We start from the raw sequence: 18,354 nt of genomic DNA on the forward strand, positions 1-18,354 counted from the left end.
GTGGGCTGGTGGGCTGGTCAGTAGCCCTATCGGCCGGTCAGTCGTCCCAGAGTGCCCCCAACGCCATCAGATCCCCCTGGTACTCGATCCTGTCGGCCCACTCCGTAGGCCATGCATCGGCACCGAGGTACGCCCCTGCGAAAGCGCCGGCGAGGCAGGCGATCGAGTCCGAGTCCCCCGAGGTGCAGGCGGCCCGGCGCAGGGCCGTCACCGGCTCGTCCACGAAGAGCAGGAAGCACAGCAGGCCGGTGGCGAGGGCCTCCTCGGCGATCCACCCGGCCCCCGTGGCCAGACAGGGGTCCGTCTCGGGCGACGGCGACCGCAGGGCCCCCTGAAGCCGCTCCAGGACCTCCAGGCACTCGTCCCAGCCGCGCGAGATGAAGTGCGTCGGCGTCGGGTCCTGGGAACGCGTCCACAGGTCGCCGAGCCAGCGCTCGTTGTAGCGCGTGCGGTTCTCGTACGCGTACGAGCGCAGCAGGCCGACCAGTCCGGTCGGCTCGGCGCCCTGCGCGAGCAGTCGCACCGCGTGCGCGGTGAGGTCGGACGCGGCGAGCGCGGTCGGATGCCCGTGGGTGAGCGCGGCCTGCAACTGGGCGGCGCCCGCGCGCTGTTCGTCACTGAGCCCGGAGATGAGACCGAGGGGCGCGACACGCATGTTGGCACCGCAGCCCTTGGAGTGGATCTGGCTGGCGTCCTGCCAGGGCAGGCCCTCGCGCTTCAGCTTCTCGCAGGCGACCAGGCACGTACGTCCGGGTGCGCGGTTGTTCTGCGGAGACTGGTACCAGTCCACGAACTCCTCGCGTACGGGCCGCTCCATCCGCTTGGGCCCCAGCAACCCTCTGTCCATGGCCGTCCGCAGCCCCCGCCCCAGCGCCAGCGTCATCTGCGTGTCGTCGGTGACGTACGCGGGGGTGGGCAGCTCCATCTCCCGCCAGGGCCCGCACTTGGCGAGGATCGACGGCACATCGTTGAACTCGGTCGGGAAACCGAGCGCGTCCCCGAGGGCGAGTCCGACCAACGCCCCGGTGGCGGCGTGCTTCCTGACGGTCGTGGTCATGAGGATCGTCCTTCCGACGACGATGACGGTGATGCCTGGGGCGCCGACGGCGCGGGTGCCGGCGCCGACGCTGGAGACGCTGCCGGTGCCGGTGCCGGTCGCAGCAGCGGTGGGTGCAGTGCGGTGGCGTCGCCCGCGCGATACAGCGCGGCAGGCTTCCCCCGGCCTCCGGTCAGCCGCGCCGCACCGGGGATCTGCTCGACGAACCCGGGCGTGGCGAGCACCTTGCGCCGGAAGTTCGGCCGGTCGAGCGCGGTCCCCCACACGGTCTCGTAGACCTGCTGGAGTTCCCCGAGCGTGAACTCCGGCGGGCAGAACGCCGTGGCCAGGCAGGTGTATTCGAGCTTGGCGCCGACCCGTTCATGGGCGTCCGCGAGGATCCGGTCGTGGTCGAAGGCGAGCGGCCCGAGCCCGTCGTACGCCAGCCAGCGCGCGCTCGCCGCGTCCCCGCCGCCGCGCGGCTCGGGCGGGTCCGGCAGCAGCGCAGTGTACGCCACGGAGACGACCCGCATCCGGGGATCGCGGTCCGGCTCGCTGTAGGTGCGCAGCTGCTCCAGATGCAGCCCGGAGACGTCCGACAGGCCGGTCTCCTCGGCGAGTTCACGCCGGGCGGCCGTTCCGGCGGACTCCTGGGGCAGCACGAACCCTCCGGGCAGCGCCCAGTGGCCGGCGTACGGCTCCTGTCCGCGCTCGATCAGCAGCACCTGGAGCCCGCCCGCCCGGACCGTGAACACCGCGAGATCCACGGTGACGGCGAAGGGCTCGAAGGCGTATTTGTCGTAGCCCTCCATTGCCCCCTCCTCCTGGCCTTCACGGCCGTCCTGCACCTCGCCGGGCGACGTCCCAGGGACCGGGACCACCCCCGTGGGCCCTGCTCCATCGGCCGCGCCCGGCGAGGGCGTTCCCTTAATGGTCAATACGACTATAAATAGCGGGAGGGGCCGCCACAACCCCCGAACGCACATCAGCCGGCCCCGGGAAGTCCCGGAACCGGCCGATGCCGTACCAAACAGGTCTCTACGAAGGAGACGATTTTCTCTGGAGGTCCTCCAGGGACCCAGAAGTCCAGAGGTCCAGAAGCCCGAGGGCGCAGGGGCCTAGAGGCCGACCTCCTGCATCAGCATCCCGACCTCGGTGTTCGACAGCCGCCGCAGCCAGCCCGACTTCTGGTCGCCCAGGGTGATCGGTCCGAAGGACACGCGCACGAGCTTGTCGACCGGGAAGCCGGCCTCGGCGAGCATGCGCCGCACGATGTGCTTGCGGCCCTCGTGGAGGGTCACCTCTACGAGGTAGTTCTTGCCGGTCTGCTCGACGACCCTGAAGTGGTCCGCCTTGGCGTACCCGTCCTCCAGCTGGATTCCGTCCTTGAGCTGCTTGCCCAGGTCGCGCGGGATCGGGCCCACGATGTGCGCGAGGTAGACCTTCTTCACGCCGTACTTGGGGTGCGTGAGGCGGTGTGCAAGCTCGCCGTGGTTGGTGAGCAGGATGACGCCCTCGGTCTCGGTGTCGAGCCGCCCGACGTGGAAGAGCCGCGTCTCACGGTTCGTCACGTAGTCACCGAGGCACTGACGGCCCTCGTTGTCCTCCATGGTGGACACCACGCCGGCGGGCTTGTTCAGCGAGAAGAACTGATACGACTGCGTGGCGACGGTCAGTCCGTCGACCTTGATCTCGTCGTTCTCCGGGTCGACGCGCATGCCCTGCTCGACGACGATCTCGCCGTTGACCTCGACCCGGGACTGCTCGACCAGTTCCTCGCAGGCACGCCGCGAACCGTAGCCCGCGCGCGCGAGCACCTTCTGCAGGCGCTCGCCCTCCTGCTCGGCACCCGGGAAGGTCTTGGGCGTCTTGACCTCGGGCCTGCCCGCGTACCGGTCCCTGTTGCGCTCCTCGGTACGTGTCTCGTACTCACGGGAGCGCGCGTTCTCCGTACGGCCGCCGCGCTGCTGGCCCTGCTTGGGACCGCCCTTGGCACCGCCGCGGGCCGAGCTGCCGCGCCCCGACTTGGGGCCGTCGTGGGTCGCGCCGGGGCCTACGTCGTAGCGGCGCTCCTCCGGACGGGGGTTGCCTGCCCGCTTCGGCCTGTCGTCGCGCCCTCCCGCGCTCCTCTGCGGGGAGCCGCCCCCACCGGTTCCCCGGGAATTGCCGCTGCCGCCGGAACCGCGAGGGTTACCGCCTCCACCGGAGCCACGGGGGCCACCGCCTCCGCCGGAACCGCGGGGGCCACCGCCCCCACCGGAGCCGCGAGGGGCGCCGCCCCCGCCGGTCCCGCGGGGGTTGCCGCGCCCGTTGTTCCTGCCACTGCCGCTGCCACTGCTTCGCATCAAAGTTCCGTCGTCGTCGTGTCGTCTGCATCTGCATCCGGTGCGTCCGGATCGAACGACGGGACCCCTTCCAGCGTCTCTGCTTCGATCGCGTCCGCCTCCGGAAGGAAGGGCGCGAGCTCCGGGAGCTCGTCCAGGCCGCGCAGGCCCATTCGCTCCAGGAAGTAGTTCGTCGTCCTGTACAGGATCGCACCTGTTTCGGGTTCCGCGCCCGCCTCCTCGACCAGACCCCTCTGCAGGAGGGTGCGCATCACGCCGTCGCAGTTCACTCCGCGGACCGCCGAGACCCTGCTGCGGCTGACCGGCTGGCGGTACGCGACGACCGCCAGCGTCTCCAGCGCGGCCTGGGTGAGCCGGGCCTGCTGCCCGTCGAGGACGAAGCGTTCGACGGCCGCCGCGTACTCGGGCCGGCTGTAGAAACGCCAGCCGCCGGCGATGAGCCGCAGCTCGAAGCCGCGCCCCTGGATGGTGTACTCGTCGGCCAGCTCGCGCAGAGCAGCCGCGATCCGCCGCTTCGGCCGCTCCAGGATCTTAGAGAGGTGCTCCACGGTCGCGGGTTCGTCCACGACCATGAGGACGGCCTCCAGGGCGGGCTTGAGGTCGAGATCGGCGACGCCGGGCGGACCCGCCGGGGCCTCGGTGGTGTCCTCGCTCACGCCTTCTCCTCCTTGACCGGTTCCGGCGGCCTGTCGAACTCGTCGGTCACCGTCGGCTGCGCATCCCCGTCCCCGCCCGTCCAGCGCACCACCAGGTCCCCCAGAGCCTCCTCCTGGTCCAGGGAGACCGCCTTCTCCCGATAGAGCTCCAGAAGGGCCAGGAAACGCGCCACGACGGTGAGGGTGTCGTCGGTGTCCTCGACGAGCGAGCGGAAACTGGCCTCTCCGAGCTCCCGCAGCCGGGCCACCACGATCGCGGCCTGCTCCTGCACGCTCACGAGCGGCGCGTGGATGTGGTCGACGTACACCTGTGGCTTCGGCCTGGGCTGCATCGCCTTCACGGCGAGCTTGGCGAATCCTTCCGCCCCGATGCTGATGACGACCTCGGGCAGCAGCTCGGCGTGGTGCGCCTCCAGCCCGACGGTACGGGGGTAGCGGCGCGCCTCCTCGTCGAGGCGCCGGTTGAAGATCTCGGCGATCTGCTTGTACGCCCGGTACTGCAGCAGCCGCGCGAAGAGCAGGTCCCGGGCCTCCAGCAGCGCCAGATCCGCCTCGTCCTCGACCTCGGCGGACGGCAGCAGCCGGGCGGCCTTCAGATCGAGCAGCGTCGCCGCGACCACCAGGAACTCGGTCGTCTGGTCGAGGTCCCAGTCCGGCCCCATCGCCCTGATGTGCGCCATGAACTCGTCGGTGACCTTGGAGAGTGCGACCTCGGTGACATCCATCTTGTGCTTGGAAATCAACTGGAGCAGCAGATCGAACGGCCCTTCGAAGTTGGCAAGCCGAACTTTGAAGACCCCGTCATCGGGTTCGTCGGCGACGGGCTCTTCAGGCTCGACGACCTCGGGCTGTTCTTCGGCGCGGACGGCTCCGGGCTCGCCGGTTGGCTCGCCCGCCGCGTTGTGGGCAGGCGTTCCGGAGGGTGGGCACAACGCTCCACGGTCCGCAGCCGAAGCACCGTCCGCAACCCCAGACGGGCTCTCCGCCGCAGGCGGCTCCGGCTCCGCCGCAGGCGGCAACACCTCGCCCGGGGGCTCAGGCGGGGCCGTACCCCCAGGCCCCCGCCCCAGCACACGCCGACGACCACCGGAACCGCCGGAGGCCGTGGCAGGGACGTCGTTCGAGGTCATAGCCGTCGCAGGCTACCGCTACCGCCCGCGCAACCGTCGTACGAGGATGCTCGCGTCCCCACGGGATTCGAGATCCGCGAGCACCACGGCGACAGCCTCCCGCACGATCCGCCCACGGTCGACGGCCAGCCCGTGCTCCCCACGGAGCACCAGCCGGGCGTGCTCGAGGTCCATGAGCTCCTCGGCGGACACGTACACCGTGATCTTCTCGTCGTGCCGCTCACGCCCGCTGGGGCGCCGCCCGGAGCCGCGCCCGCGCTTGCGCGGCTGCGCGCCCGTGGAGGGCCCGGCAGAACCTTCCTGCACCCCCTGACGCCGCCCGGAACGGTCCCCGGCGGCGCCCCGACTCCGGGACTCACCGTCGGAGGACTCGGCGTCGGCGGCGACATGTTCGTCGCCCTCGCCGTCGCCGCCCCGCACGGGTACGGATTGCGGGGCGTCCTCCCCGGCGGCAGCGGCGTCGCTCTCGCCCGCCGGAGCCGGTACCCGGGCCTCGCCGTTTGCCTGGCGCCTGGGGCTGGACGCCTGAAGCGCCATTCCCCCGGTCGTACGGAACAGTTCGTCGGCCCCCGGCAGACTCACTCGGCGTGACACCGGGCGAGCACCTCCCTGGCGAGCTGGCGATAGGCGGCGGCACCGACGGAGTTGGAGGCGTACGTCGTGATCGGCTCACCGGCGACCGTGGTCTCCGGGAAGCGGACGGTCCGGCCGATCACCGTGTGGTAGACGTGATCGTCGAACGCCTCGACCACGCGCGCGAGCACCTCACGGCTGTGCACGGTCCGCGAGTCGTACATCGTGGCGAGGATGCCGTCGAGTTCCAGCTCGGGGTTGAGCCGCTCCTGGACCTTCTCAATGGTCTCGGTGAGCAGCGCGACACCGCGGAGCGCGAAGAACTCGCACTCGAGCGGCACGATCACCTTGTGGGCCGCCGTGAGGGCGTTGACGGTGAGCAGACCGAGCGAGGGCTGACAGTCGATCACGATGTAGTCGTAGTCGGCCATCAGCGGCTTCAGGGCCCGCTGCAGCGTGGACTCGCGCGCGACCTCGGACACCAACTGGACCTCGGCGGCCGACAGGTCGATGTTGCTGGGCAGCAGGTCCATGTTCGGGACCGCTGTCTTCAGGAGCACCTCGTCGGCCGCCATGCCCCGCTCCATGAGCAGGTTGTAGACCGTGAGGTCGAGCTCCATCGGGTTGACGCCGAGGCCCACGGACAGTGCGCCCTGCGGGTCGAAGTCGACGAGCAGGACCCGGCGTCCGTACTCCGCGAGTGCCGCGCCCAGGTTGATGGTCGACGTCGTCTTGCCGACGCCGCCCTTCTGGTTGCACATCGCGATGATCTTCGCGGGGCCGTGATCGGTCAGCGGGCCCGGGATCGGGAAGTACGGCAGCGGGCGCCCGGTCGGGCCGATGCGCTCACGCCGCTGGCGCGCCGCGTCGGGCGCGAGCGTGGCCGCGTACTCCGGATCGGGCTCGTACTCGGCGTCGGGGTCGTAGAAGTGCCCCTCGGGCAGGTCGTCGTAGTCGGCGAAGTGGGTGCGGTTCTCGCCACTTCCGTTGCCGGCCATGGCGTTCACGTGATGGCCATCCATGCTCTGGTGTGCGGGCTGAGTCGTCCGCGAGGGGTGGAGACTCTGGTGGGCTGCGAAGGTGCGCACAGCAACGGAGCCGACAGCCTCGAGCCCCGTGGGCCTTGAGCCCTGCGCAGGCATTCCTGGTTGACCACCCCCGGGAGTAAATGTCGACTCATTCACAAGTCGTCTTACCTCCTTGGTGACCAGGAAACTTCTAGATAGGTCAGCGTGGCACCATGCCGACGGTTGGCGACTCTATGGCGTGTCACCGGTCCGCAGCAACACAATCCGCCGGACCCGGCCCGATGTGTCGGCAACGGAACACCCCTCTGTCAAGGGCGTAAGGGCGTCGCACGGCAGGTTTCACGGGTGTGCGAAACGGTTCAAGGGTTACGTTCGAGGCGAGTTGAACGAGTCTCGCAAAGTGACTCGACACACATCCGGCCGGACCTTGTAGGACAAGGTCCGGCCGTACGCGCCATGTTGACGACCTGTGTTGACGTATCGCCTTTTATCGGTGGAGAGATCGCCTGACGGGTCGGGACAGATCGGTCGTATCGTCAGCCGAGCAGGGTCTCCAGCTCGACGTGCTCCAGCCCGTGCGCCTCCGCGACCTCACGGTAAACGACCTTGCCGTCATGCGTGTTGAGGCCCTTGGCGAGCGCCGGGTCGCGGCGCAGCGACTCGACCCAGCCGCGGTTCGCCAACTCGACGATGTAAGGCAGCGTGGCGTTCGTGAGGGCATATGTCGACGTGTTGGGCACGGCGCCCGGCATGTTGGCAACGCAGTAGAAGACCGAGCCGTGCACCGGGAAGGTCGGCTCCGCGTGAGTCGTCGGACGCGAGTCCTCGAAGCAGCCGCCCTGGTCGATGGCGATGTCGACAAGAACACTTCCGGGCTTCATTCGCGACACGAGCTCGTTGGTGACCAGTTTCGGCGCCTTGGCGCCCGGGATGAGCACGGCGCCGATGACGAGGTCGGCCTCCAGGACGGCCTTCTCCAGCTCGAAGGAGTTGGACATGATCGCCCGGACCTTGGTGCCGAAGACCTTGTCGGCCTCGCGGAGCTTGTTGATGTCGCGGTCGAGCAGCGTGACGTGGAATCCCATGCCGACGGCGATCTGCGTGGCGTTCCAGCCGGAGACACCGCCGCCGATGACGACGGCCCGCGCGGGCTGTGTGCCGGGGACGCCACCGGGGAGCACACCGCGGCCGCCGACCGAGCGCATCAGGTGGTACGCGCCGACCTGCGGGGCGAGGCGGCCCGCGACCTCGGACATCGGGGCGAGGAGCGGGAGCGCGCGGCTGGGCAGCTCGACGGTCTCGTAGGCGATCGCCGTGGTGCCGGACTCGACGAGCGCGTCCGTGCACTCCTTGGACGCGGCCAGGTGCAGGTAGGTGAAGAGCGTCTGGTCCTTGCGGAGGCGGTGGTACTCCTCGGCGATGGGCTCCTTGACCTTGAGCAGCAGGTCGGCGGTGGCCCAGACCTCGTCGGCGGTGGCGATGATCCGCGCACCGGCGGCGACGTACTCCTCGTCCGGGATCGACGAGCCGACTCCGGCGTTCTGCTCGATGAGGACCTGGTGGCCGTGGCGCACCAGCTCGTGCACGCCGGCGGGGGTGATGGCCACCCGGAACTCGTTGTTCTTGACCTCGCGGGGGATGCCGACCTTCACGTCGATCACGGTCCTTGGCTCAGAAGGGGTCTGGGGTCACGCATGCCAGGACATGGCCCGACATACCGGCATGCACAGGAGCACACCGGGAGACACCACGAAAAGACGCGGCGGAGCCAGTCTAATGAAGGGATTCCCTCTGTCTAGCCTTTCAATGCATCAATCTTCTTCGGATGTACTACGGATTTCGCAGGCGTTAGCGTCGTTTTCCCTGGCTGACGCGTCCTCTGGGAGCTCGTCACCCAGCATGCGCTCGGCCGCTCCGCGGTGCAGCCCGGCGGCCGCGGGGTCCCCCAGCCGGTCCAGCGTGTCGGCGAGCCGGAGGTGCAGCGCGGCCTGCAGCCGGGTGTCCTCGGCGCGGCGCGCCCACTCGACCGCCTCCTGGCAGGTGGCGAGGGATTCCTCGGGCCGGCCCGCGTACTCCTGCACCCGCCCCATCTCGCTCAACGCCCTTGCCTGACCGGCCATATCGCCGCTCTTGCGGTAGCCGGTGATCGCCGAGCGCCAGTTGCGCAGCGCCTCGCCGTAGCGGCCCGCGTAGGTGTGCGCGGTGGCGATGCGTCCGTGCAGCCGGGCCACGTCCTCGCGCTCGTCGCGCGCGAGCCGCTGGGCGAGGGCGCGCCCGAACCAGTCGGCGGCCCGGTCGTGGTCCCCGAGCTCCTGGTGCGCGCCGCCTACGGATTCCATCGCGCGGCCGGTCGCATACGGATCGTTCGCCTCGCGTCCGGCGTCCAGAGCGGCCCGGTAGCGGGCCAGCGCGTTCCTCGTACGGCCGGTCTGGGCGTCCAGGTCGGCGAGGTTCAGCAGCGCGGCGGCCTTCTCGCGGGGCAGGTCCCGGCGCTCGGCCACGTCCAGGACGAGCCGGTGGATGCCGTACAGCTCGGGCGCCGCCGCCTGCGTACCGAAGTGCGCGACCATCGCTCTGACCAGCGCGGCCATGAGGCGGCGGGCCAGCGTGTCCAGCTCTCCGTCGGCGACCGCGAGCCGGGCCGCGGCGAGCAGCGCGGGCTGCCGGATGCGCAGCCAGTCGGCGGCGGCGCGGGGGTTCGGGAAGCGCAGCGCGCGGGGCATCCCGGCGAGTTTCTCGCGGGCCGGGGAGCTGTCGGTCTCGGTGATCGCGCGGCAGGACACCAGCAGCCGTACGGTCCGCTCCAGCATCCGGGCGCGCGCCAGCTGGAGTTCGGCCGGGCGGTCCTGGGTCTCGGTGAGCGAGCGCAGCAGCGGCAGCAGGCAGCCCGGCACCTCGTACTGCGGCAGGGGCGACTCGACGGACCGGACGAGGCCGAGCCTGGTGAAGTCGTCCAGGGTGGTGCGGGCGGCGCCGACCGAACAGCCGGCCAGCGCGGACGCGGTGTGCGGGTCCACGAGACCCGCGGGGGCGAGCGAGAGCAGTCGCAGTATCCGCGCGGCGGCCGAGGGCAGGGCCGCGTACGAGAGGCGGAAGACGCGTTCGAGAACGTCGAGAAGACGGCCTTCGTCACCCTCGGTGCGCAGTTGCTTGGCCAGGTCGGCCACGGCCGCCTTGGGCCGGTGGGCCAGCCAGGCGCCGGCGAGGACGAGCGCGGCGGGCTGGGACGCGCAGATCTGCACGAGTCCTTCGGCCGCCAGCGGGTCGACGGTGATGCGTACCGAGCCGGTGTAGCGGTCGAGAAGTTCGAGGGCGGACTTGGTGTCGAGGCCGCCGAGGGTGCAGGGCCGGACGTCGGAGATCCCGGTCAGGGGTCCGCCCGAGACGGCGACGACGAGGCAGTCCGGGGTCTCCGGGAGAAGCACGTCGACCTGCTCGGCGTCCGCCGCGTCGTCCAGCAGGAGCAGTACACGGCGAGTGGCGAGCCCCTCGCGCAGCCGCTCGGCGAGCTCGTCCTCGTCGGCCCCTGCGGGGGCGGTCAGTTCGAGGGCGGTGAGCAGGTCACGGGCGGTTCGTTCGGTCGCCACGGGCGTGCCGTCGGGCTCGGTGAGCCGAGCCCTCAGGACACCGTCAGGGTAACTGTCCGCGACCTGCCGTACGAGTTCCTCGGCGAGCGCGGTCCTGCCGGATCCGGGCTTGCCCGCGATGAGCAGCACGCGCGCGCGTGGCGCTTTCCGGCCCGCGAGGGTGTCCAGACCGGCCCGCTCGATGTCGGCCCGCAGTTCCTTCAACTCTCTTGTGCGGCCGAGGAACTGACTCTCCGTGGGGGAAGGCTCGGCAGCCGGGCGTCGCTCCTCCTCCGACACCGCCGTGTCGCCGGCGTCCACCGCCTGATCCGTCACGGGCACACTCCCGTCCCACTGCACGCGCAAGCCCGCCGGGACTCCGGTCGGGGCGTTTCCAGAGCCTAGTTCACGCTCTGCGACGATCTGTGCCGAGCGCGGCGGGCACGTCCCCCGATCGGATCAGGCGATCGTCACACCGGTGGGGCGGACGCACGGGCCCGAGTGGATTCAGGGAGGGGCTCAGCAGTGTGTTCGGGAACGGCTTCCGGAGCGGGCGCCGGAGTGGCTCACGCCTCGAAGGGGCGTGCGGGCCACGGCGCCTCGGCCGGGCGCAGGGCGTCCAGGCCGTCTCCCTGCTGCGCCGCGATCAGCGAAAGTACGCCCACGACCAGACAGTTGTTGTGCAGCTCCCCGGCGAGGACGCCCCGTACGAGCTCGTCGACCGGGACGCGGGAGAGCTCCATGTCGGCCTCCTCGTCCTCGACCTCGAAGCGCTGTCCCTCGGCCTCGGAGAGATCGCGGGCGAGGAAGATGCGCACGGCCTCGTCGCAGCCACCGGGCGTGGTGAACACGTCGGTGAGCACCCGCCAGTCCTCGGCCTTCACGTGGGCCTCTTCGTAGAGTTCGCGCTGGGCGGCGTGCAGCGGGTTCTCGCCGGGGATGTCGAGCAGCCCGGCCGGGATCTCCCAGAGCTTGTGGCGCACGGGGTGCCGGTACTGGCGGATCACCAGGACGCGGCCCTGGTCGTCGAGGGCGAGGACGGCCACCGAACCCGGGTGGACCTGGTAGTCGCGCCGGACGACCGATCCGTCGGGCATGACCACGTCGTCGGTGCGCACGGAGGTCTTGTTGCCCACGAACGGGGTCTGGGTCGCCCTGACCTCCCACTCCTCGGTGGTGTCCTTGATGGTCATGTCGACTTGTCCTCCCACACGCACGAATCTGCGCCCAACAGAAATACGCCCAACAGAAACCCTACGAAAACCGGGGCACGCGCCTCAAAAGACGCGCACCCCGGCAACCGTACAACCCGCGTGCTACTTGGCCGTCTTGCGCTCCACGGCGGCCTTGACCAGGCCCGCGAAGAGCGGGTGCGGCCGGGTCGGACGCGAGCGCAGCTCGGGGTGTGCCTGCGTCGCGACCAGGTAAGGGTGGACGTCCCGCGGGTACTCCACGTACTCCACGAGCTTGCCGTCCGGGGACGTCCCGGAGAACTGCAGGCCGGCCTTCTTCTCCAGCTCGGCACGGTAGGAGTTGTTCACCTCGTAGCGGTGGCGGTGGCGCTCCTCGACGTACTCCTTGCCGTCGTACACCTCGCGCACGATCGAGCCCTCGGCGAGCTTGGCGGGGTACATGCCCAGGCGCATCGTGCCGCCCATGTCGCCGTCGCCCGCGACGATGTCGAGCTGCTCGGCCATGGTGGAGATGACCGGGTGGCCGGTGGCGGAGTCGAACTCGGTGGAGTTGGCGTCCGGGATGTCGGCGAGGTTGCGCGCGGCCTCGATCACGATGCACTGCAGGCCCAGGCAGAGACCGAGCAGCGGGATCTTGTTCTCGCGGGCGTACTGGATGGCGCCGACCTTGCCGGACACGCCGCGGTCGCCGAAGCCGCCGGGGATGCAGATCGCGTCCACGTCGCCGAGCTGCTTCGCGGCGCCCGCCGGGGTCTTGCAGTCGTCCGAGGTGACCCACTTGATCTTCACACGGGCCTTGTTGGCGAAACCGCCCGCGCGCAGGGCCTCGGTGACCGAAAGGTAGGCGTCCGGCAGGTCGATGTACTTGCCGACGAGCGCCATGTTGATCTCGTGGACCGGGCGGTGCACGCGGTCCAGCAGGTCGTCCCAGGTCGTCCAGTCGACGTCGCGGAACGGGAGGTCGAGCTTGCGGACGACGTAGGCGTCGAGGCCCTCGGTGTGCAGGACCTTCGGGATGTCGTAGATGGACTTGGCGTCGATGGCCGCGACCACGGCCGCCTCGTCGACGTCGCACATCAGGGAGATCTTGCGCTTGATCGCGGTGGGCACCTCGCGGTCGGCGCGCAGCACGATCGCGTCTGGCTGGATACCGATGCTGCGCAGAGCCGCAACCGAATGCTGGGTCGGCTTCGTCTTCAGCTCCCCGGAGGGGCCGATGTACGGAAGGAGCGAGATGTGGACGACGAACACATTGTCGCGACCGACCTCGTGACGGACCTGACGCACGGTCTCCAGGAACGGCTGCGACTCGATGTCGCCGACCGTGCCGCCGACCTCGGTGATGACGACGTCGACGTCGTCGGTGGCCATGCGCCGGATGCGGTGCTTGATCTCGTTGGTGATGTGCGGGATGACCTGCACGGTGTCGCCGAGGTACTCGCCGCGCCGCTCCTTGGCGATGACCGTCGAGTAGACCTGCCCGGTGGTGACGTTGGCGGAGCCGTCCAGGTCGACGTCGAGGAAGCGCTCGTAGTGGCCGATGTCCAGGTCGGTCTCGGCGCCGTCGTTGGTGACGAACACCTCACCGTGCTGGAACGGGTTCATGGTGCCCGGGTCGACGTTGAGATACGGGTCGAGCTTCTGCATGGTGACCCGCAGACCCCGCGCCTTGAGCAGCGCGCCCAGGCTGGAGGCGGTCAGACCCTTGCCGAGGGAGGAGGCGACACCCCCGGTGACGAAGATGTGCTTGGTCGTCGTGGCTGTGCTGCTTCGGAAAGCAGCGGGCGGCATGGCCAAGAGGGGGCTCCCGTGGTCGCGGTGTCTGGTGCGGTACGGCTGCCCGACCCGGAGGATTCCGGAGGTGCCGTCGCTGCGGTTCGGGGGTCCCTTTTCCTGCCGGGGCGCCCACCGGTCCACGGGCTACCAGGGTATCAGCGACGGGGCGAGGCTGCTTCCGGCCACGCTCTGCACACGGGTCGACACGGACCACAGTCGTGCTCACTCGTTCGGCTCAGACGGGTTGTCGGGAGCGGCGCGCGGATCATCAGCGTGCGTCGTATCCTGCTCGGACGATCGCTGCCGAGTCAGGCCGGCAAACGGCACCACCCACGCCCGTCGCCCGGAACTTCGAGAGCTCGTCAGTTCGTTTCGCTACGACATCACCACGACAATTGACGTCGCGCGACGACGATTTACATACGTTCCCTTGACCGCAAAGAGCGACCGCCCCTCGGGGGGCGACGTGGCCGTTCGACTGGAGTTGCACGTGGCCGGGCGCATCGAAGACTACGCACTAATCGGAGACATGCAGACAGCCGCGCTGGTCTGCAGGGACGGCACGGTGGACTGGCTGTGCCTCCCCCGCTTCGACTCCCACGCCGTCTTCGCAGGACTTCTCGGCACGGAGGAACATGGATTCTGGCGGCTCGGTCCGGCGCACGCCGCCGACGCCAAACCGCCGACCGCTGTCCGCCGTCGTTATCGCGGCGACTCGCTGATCCTGGAATCCGAGTGGGACACGTCACGCGGCACGGTCCGCGTGACGGATTTCATGCCTCCGCGTGACGGCGCGCCGCAGCTGATCCGGATCGTCGAGGGCGTCACGGGCCGCGTCCCGATGCGCTCCGCGCTGCGGATGCGTTTCTCGTACGGGCGTGTGGTGCCCTGGGTGCACAAGCACGAGGGGCGGACGGTGGCCGTCGCGGGGCCCGACTCGGTGTGGTTCGACACAGAGTGCGAGACCTACGGCAAGGCGCTGACGACGTACTCGGACTTCACGGTCGCGCCAGGTGACCGAATCGCGTTCACGATCTCCTGGGAGCCCTCGCACAAGCAGCCGCCCGCGCTGCCGGAGCCTGAGGCGTCCCTGGAGGCCACCGAGGAGTTCTGGCGCGAGTGGGTGGACCAGTGCACGTACCACGGGCCCTACCGCGAGGCCGTGGTCCGCTCGCTGATCACGCTGAAGGCGCTGACGTACGGGCCGACGGGCGGCATCGTCGCCGCGCCCACCACCTCCCTGCCGGAGGAGATCGGCGGTGTCCGCAACTGGGACTACCGCTACACCTGGCTGCGTGACGCGGCGATCACCCTGTCGTCGCTGCTGCGCACGGGCTACCGCGAGGAGGCGCGTGCCTGGCGCGAGTGGCTGCTGCGCGCGGTCGCCGGCGACCCGGAGAACCTGCAGATCATGTACGGCATCGCGGGCGAGCGGGAGTTGGGCGAGGCGGAACTCGACTGGCTTCCCGGGTACGAGAACTCCGGTCCCGTACGCGTCGGGAACGGCGCCGCGCACCAGCTCCAGCTGGATGTGTACGGCGAGGTGACGGAGGCTCTGCACCTGGCCCACATGACGGGTCTGGCCCGCAACGACTACGCCTCGCTCCTCCAGCTCAAGCTGATCCGCTACCTGGAGGACCACTGGGACGAGCCGGACGAGGGCATCTGGGAGGTGCGCGGCCCGCGCCGCCACTTCGTTCACTCGAAGGTGATGGCCTGGGTCGCCGTCGACCGGACGATCAAGCTCATCGAGTCCGGCGACGCGGACGGCCCGCTGGAGAAGTGGCGCGAGCTGCGCGACGACATCCACCGGGACGTGTGTGAGAAGGGTTACGACAAGGAGCGCAACACCTTCACCCAGTCGTACGGCTCGAAGGAGCTGGACGCTTCGCTGCTGCTGATCCCGCAGATGGGCTTCCTGCCGCCGGACGACAAGCGCGTGATCGGCACGATCGAGGCCATCCAGCGCGAACTGTCCACGTCGGACGGCTTCATCCTGCGCTATCCGACCTCCGGCGAGGACGCGGGCGTGGACGGCCTGGAGGGCGACGAGGGCGCGTTCCTGGCCTGCTCGTTCTGGATGGCGGACGACCTCGCGATGATCGGCCGCGTGGACGAGGCCCGCAAGCTCTTCGAGAAGCTGCTGGCCCTGCGCAACGACCTCGGTCTCCTCGCCGAGGAGTGGGACCCGCGTCTGCAGCGCCAGGTCGGCAACTTCCCGCAGGCGTTCAGCCATGTGCCGCTGATCGACACGGCACTGCGTCTGACTGCCTCCGGGGCGTACGGAGGCTGACCGTAGGGTCGTGCGGCTGCCACAGGGGGCCGCCCGACCGTCGTCCTGCCCGGCTCGGCGCGACCGATGGACCCCGCCCGCCTAGGCTGGAAGCACGTACATGCCCCTGCTCTGGAAGGGGGGCGGCCATGGCTTCCCTCTCGAAGGCGGGCGCGGCGCTCGCCGCACTCCGCGAGGATCTCGTCGGTGACGTGATCGCCCCCGAGGATCCGGGGTACGACGAGGCCCGGGCGGTCTTCAACGCGATGATCGACCGGCGGCCTGCCGTGATCGCGCAGTGCACGAACGAGGCCGACGTCGCGCGGTCGGTGCGGTTCGCCCGGGACCTGGACCTGAAGATCGCGGTCCGCGGCGGCGGCCACAGCGTGGCGGGCATGGCCCTGAACGACGGCGGTCTGGTCGTCGACCTGCGCCGGATGCACGAGGTGACGGTCCATCCCGGAGCGGCGGCGGTACGCGTCGGGGGCGGCGCGACGATGAGCCACATGGACCGCGCCACCGAGCCGTACCACCTGGCGACCACCGGGGGCCGCGCCTCGACCACCGGGGTCGGCGGCTTCGTGCTGGGCGGCGGAAGCGGCTGGCTGGAGCGGAAGTTCGGGCTCGCGATCGACAACCTGCTCGGCGTCGACCTGGTGACCGCGGACGGCTCGGCGGTCCACGCGAGCGCCGAGGAGAACCCCGAGCTGTTCTGGGCCCTGCACGGCGGCGGCGGGAACTTCGGCGTCGCGACCGCACTGACCCTGAGACTCCACGAGCTGCCCGAGTTCGCGATGGCCATGCTGCTGTACCGCCCGGAGTCCGGCCCGGAGGTGGCCCGCGTCTTCCGCGAGATCATGGAGACCGGGCCGGTGGAGGCGGCCGGCGGCGTGATCTACATGACGGGACCGCCCGAGGAGTTCGTCCCCGAGCACCTGGTCGGCACGCTGCTGTGCGGGGCCCTCGTGACGTACGCGGGCAGCGAGGAGGACCTGCGCAAGACCGCCCAGCCCCTGCTGGCACTGCCGCACGAGGTGGAGATGGTCACGGCGATCCCGTACGCGGACCTCCAGTGCATGATCGACGATCCGCCGGGGATGCGGAACTACTGGTCGGCGGAGTACCTGACGGGCGCGCCCGACGAGCTCCTGGACGTCTTCTGCGCCCGCGCGGACACGATGCCGGTGCCCACCGGAACCCAGCACGTGCTGTTCCCGCTGGGCGGCGCGGTCGCCGACGGCCCCCGCGCATACCCGGTGCCGTACCGGGACTCGCCCTGGGCCGTGCACCCCTTCGGCATCTGGGAGGACCCCGCGGACGACGAGCGCTGCGTCCGGTGGGTGCGGGACGTCCGCGCCGACGTCCGCCCGTGGAGCACCGGCGCGGTCTACCTCAACTTCATCGGTGACGAGGGCGAGGACCGGGTGGAGGCGGGCCTGGGCGCCGAGAACACCCGGCGGCTCGCGGCGGTGAAGGCCCACTACGACCCGGACAACGTGTTCCGCTTCAACCACAACATCGCGCCGGCGTAGCCCCTGTCCGGCACGTCACGGCAGGTGGAGGACGAGGTAGCGTCCGCGTCATGGACAGCCGTATCGACACGCCGGACACGCACGGTGGCGGGATCACCGTGCAGCGGGCCCTGGAACTGCCCGGGCTGCGCGGCGGCCTGCCGGAGATCCTCGCGGGCGCCGACCGGCTGGGCCGCACCGTGCGCTGGGTGCATGCGGGCGAGGTACCGAACATCGCGTCGCTGCTTAAAGGGGGCGAACTGCTCCTGACCACGGGGTACGGGCTCGGCACCCGCCCCGCCGACCAGCGCGCCTTCGTCCGTACCCTCGCCGAGCGCGGCATCGCGGCCCTCGTGGTGGAACTGGGGCCGCGCTTCACCCGGCTGCCCGCGGCCCTCGTGGAGACGGCCCGCACGGCAGGGCTGCCGCTGGTCCAACTGCACCGCGAGGTGCCGTTCGTGACGGTCACCGAGGAGATCCACACCGAGATCGTCAACGGCCACTACGCACTGCTCCAGCAGGCCGAGGAGGTGCACCGGCGCTGCACCCAGGCCCTGCTCGGCGGAGGAGGCATCCCCCAGGTCCTCGGCATCCTGGCCGACTTCAGCGGCAACCCGGTCTTCCTGGAGACCCCGGACGGACAGCTCCTGTACGCCGCCGGGGCCGGACCCGCGAACGCCGACCCGCTCCAGGTCTGGGAGGGGCTGCGCGGCCAGCACCAGGACGACCCGCCGGCCGGGTCGGTCCTCGTGGACGTGCCCGGCGGCGGTCCCGGCACCGGTTCGGTCCGGGCCCGGCTCGTCCTCCTGCCCGTGAACGCCCCCAACGCCCCCCTCGCACCCGTGCACCGCATCGCGGCGGAACGGGCCGCGGGGATCCTCGCCGTGGTCCTGATGCAGGCCCGCCAGGAGGAGGAACTGGCGGCGCGCGGCCGCGGCGACTTCCTCACCGACCTCGCCGAGGGCCGCATCGCCGCCGGGGACGCGCCCGCGCAGGCCCGCGTGCTCGGCTTCAAGCCCGGTCCCGGGCCGCTGCTCCCGGTGGTGATGAGGCTCGCCGACGGACTGGCTCCCGGCGGGGGCTGGGCCGTCCTGGCGCGCGCGGTCGCCGAGGAGCTGGCCTCGGTCGGAGTGCCGGGCCTGCTGGGCGTACGCCCCGTCGAGGGCCGCGTACCGCTGCTGCTGGGCCTGCGCACGGAGTCCGAGCGGGCGACCGTCGCCGACCGGGTCGCGGCGGCGCTGCGGGCCGGTGTGGAGCGGGCGGGCATG

Annotated in this window: 14 protein-coding genes; 3 read left to right on the top strand and 11 right to left on the bottom strand. The window is 70.6% G+C overall.

Annotated elements, in window-relative coordinates:
• Positions 1–37 precede the first annotated feature (37 nt).
• The 11 genes from O3Q52_RS15570 to O3Q52_RS15620 all read right to left on the bottom strand — a co-directional run bounded on the left by O3Q52_RS15570 (position 38) and on the right by O3Q52_RS15620 (position 13,318).
• Entirely contained in the window at positions 38–1,057 is a 1,020-nt protein-coding gene (locus O3Q52_RS15570) for an ADP-ribosylglycohydrolase family protein (protein WP_269649373.1), read from the bottom strand.
• Entirely contained in the window at positions 1,054–1,848 is a 795-nt protein-coding gene (locus O3Q52_RS15575; RefSeq protein WP_269649374.1) for an NUDIX domain-containing protein, read from the bottom strand. The genes O3Q52_RS15570 and O3Q52_RS15575 overlap by 4 nt, the downstream gene beginning before the upstream one ends.
• Before the next feature lie 306 nt (positions 1,849–2,154).
• Complete coding sequence (locus O3Q52_RS15580) at positions 2,155–3,381, bottom strand: pseudouridine synthase (RefSeq protein WP_269649375.1); 1,227 nt, start codon at positions 3,379–3,381, stop codon at positions 2,155–2,157.
• Positions 3,381–4,037: an SMC-Scp complex subunit ScpB gene (gene scpB, locus O3Q52_RS15585; RefSeq protein WP_269649376.1), complete on the bottom strand. Its 657-nt coding sequence runs from the start codon at positions 4,035–4,037 to the stop codon at positions 3,381–3,383. Before scpB ends, O3Q52_RS15580 begins: the two co-directional genes overlap by 1 nt.
• Positions 4,034–5,167 carry a ScpA family protein gene (locus O3Q52_RS15590; RefSeq protein ID WP_269649377.1) on the bottom strand — a complete coding sequence of 378 codons (1,134 nt, stop codon included), beginning with the start codon at positions 5,165–5,167 and terminating at the stop codon, positions 4,034–4,036. Before O3Q52_RS15590 ends, scpB begins: the two co-directional genes overlap by 4 nt.
• Before the next feature lie 18 nt (positions 5,168–5,185).
• Positions 5,186–5,761 carry a hypothetical protein gene (locus O3Q52_RS15595; protein WP_269649378.1) on the bottom strand — a complete coding sequence of 192 codons (576 nt, stop codon included), beginning with the start codon at positions 5,759–5,761 and terminating at the stop codon, positions 5,186–5,188.
• Positions 5,746–6,882, bottom strand: a complete 1,137-nt coding sequence (locus tag O3Q52_RS15600) for a ParA family protein (protein WP_143635976.1) — start codon at positions 6,880–6,882, stop codon at positions 5,746–5,748. The genes O3Q52_RS15595 and O3Q52_RS15600 overlap by 16 nt, the downstream gene beginning before the upstream one ends.
• A gap of 422 nt (positions 6,883–7,304) precedes the next feature.
• Positions 7,305–8,420: an alanine dehydrogenase gene (gene ald, locus O3Q52_RS15605; protein ID WP_269649383.1), complete on the bottom strand. Its 1,116-nt coding sequence runs from the start codon at positions 8,418–8,420 to the stop codon at positions 7,305–7,307.
• Positions 8,421–8,579: 159 nt separating this feature from the next.
• Complete coding sequence (locus O3Q52_RS15610; RefSeq protein ID WP_269649379.1) at positions 8,580–10,670, bottom strand: tetratricopeptide repeat protein; 2,091 nt, start codon at positions 10,668–10,670, stop codon at positions 8,580–8,582.
• A 230-nt stretch (positions 10,671–10,900) separates the two neighbouring features.
• Positions 10,901–11,527 carry an NUDIX hydrolase gene (locus O3Q52_RS15615; protein WP_269649380.1) on the bottom strand — a complete coding sequence of 209 codons (627 nt, stop codon included), beginning with the start codon at positions 11,525–11,527 and terminating at the stop codon, positions 10,901–10,903.
• 123 nt (positions 11,528–11,650) lie between these two features.
• A complete protein-coding gene (locus tag O3Q52_RS15620) occupies positions 11,651–13,318 on the bottom strand; it encodes a CTP synthase (protein ID WP_055613782.1) in 1,668 nt (555 codons plus the stop codon).
• Positions 13,319–13,793: 475 nt separating this feature from the next.
• Between O3Q52_RS15620 and O3Q52_RS15625 the strand changes: the two genes are divergently transcribed.
• The 3 genes from O3Q52_RS15625 to O3Q52_RS15635 form a co-directional block, all read left to right on the top strand.
• A complete protein-coding gene (locus tag O3Q52_RS15625; protein WP_269649384.1) occupies positions 13,794–15,596 on the top strand; it encodes a glycoside hydrolase family 15 protein in 1,803 nt (600 codons plus the stop codon).
• Between the two features lie 128 nt (positions 15,597–15,724).
• Entirely contained in the window at positions 15,725–17,107 is a 1,383-nt protein-coding gene (locus O3Q52_RS15630) for an FAD-binding oxidoreductase (protein ID WP_269649381.1), read from the top strand.
• Positions 17,108–17,157: 50 nt separating this feature from the next.
• Positions 17,158–18,354 (top strand): PucR family transcriptional regulator ligand-binding domain-containing protein (locus tag O3Q52_RS15635; protein WP_269649382.1); only part of this gene is annotated, 1,197 nt, incomplete at its 3' end.

This window comes from Streptomyces sp. ActVer (assembly GCF_027270795.1).
Taxonomy (GTDB): domain Bacteria; phylum Actinomycetota; class Actinomycetes; order Streptomycetales; family Streptomycetaceae; genus Streptomyces; species Streptomyces umbrinus_A.

Bases quoted from the DNA above. Each gene is read 5' to 3' on its own strand.
- O3Q52_RS15630 (WP_269649381.1), top strand. From the start codon at position 15,725: ATGGCTTCCCTCTCGAAGGCGGGCGCGGCGCTCGCCGCACTCCGCGAG.
- O3Q52_RS15615 (WP_269649380.1), bottom strand. From the start codon at position 11,527: ATGACCATCAAGGACACCACCGAGGAGTGGGAGGTCAGGGCGACCCAG.
- O3Q52_RS15575 (WP_269649374.1), bottom strand. From the start codon at position 1,848: ATGGAGGGCTACGACAAATACGCCTTCGAGCCCTTCGCCGTCACCGTG.
- O3Q52_RS15600 (WP_143635976.1), bottom strand. From the start codon at position 6,882: ATGCCTGCGCAGGGCTCAAGGCCCACGGGGCTCGAGGCTGTCGGCTCC.
- O3Q52_RS15580 (WP_269649375.1), bottom strand. From the start codon at position 3,381: ATGCGAAGCAGTGGCAGCGGCAGTGGCAGGAACAACGGGCGCGGCAAC.
- O3Q52_RS15570 (WP_269649373.1), bottom strand. From the start codon at position 1,057: ATGACCACGACCGTCAGGAAGCACGCCGCCACCGGGGCGTTGGTCGGA.
- O3Q52_RS15590 (WP_269649377.1), bottom strand. From the start codon at position 5,167: ATGACCTCGAACGACGTCCCTGCCACGGCCTCCGGCGGTTCCGGTGGT.
- O3Q52_RS15620 (WP_055613782.1), bottom strand. From the start codon at position 13,318: ATGCCGCCCGCTGCTTTCCGAAGCAGCACAGCCACGACGACCAAGCAC.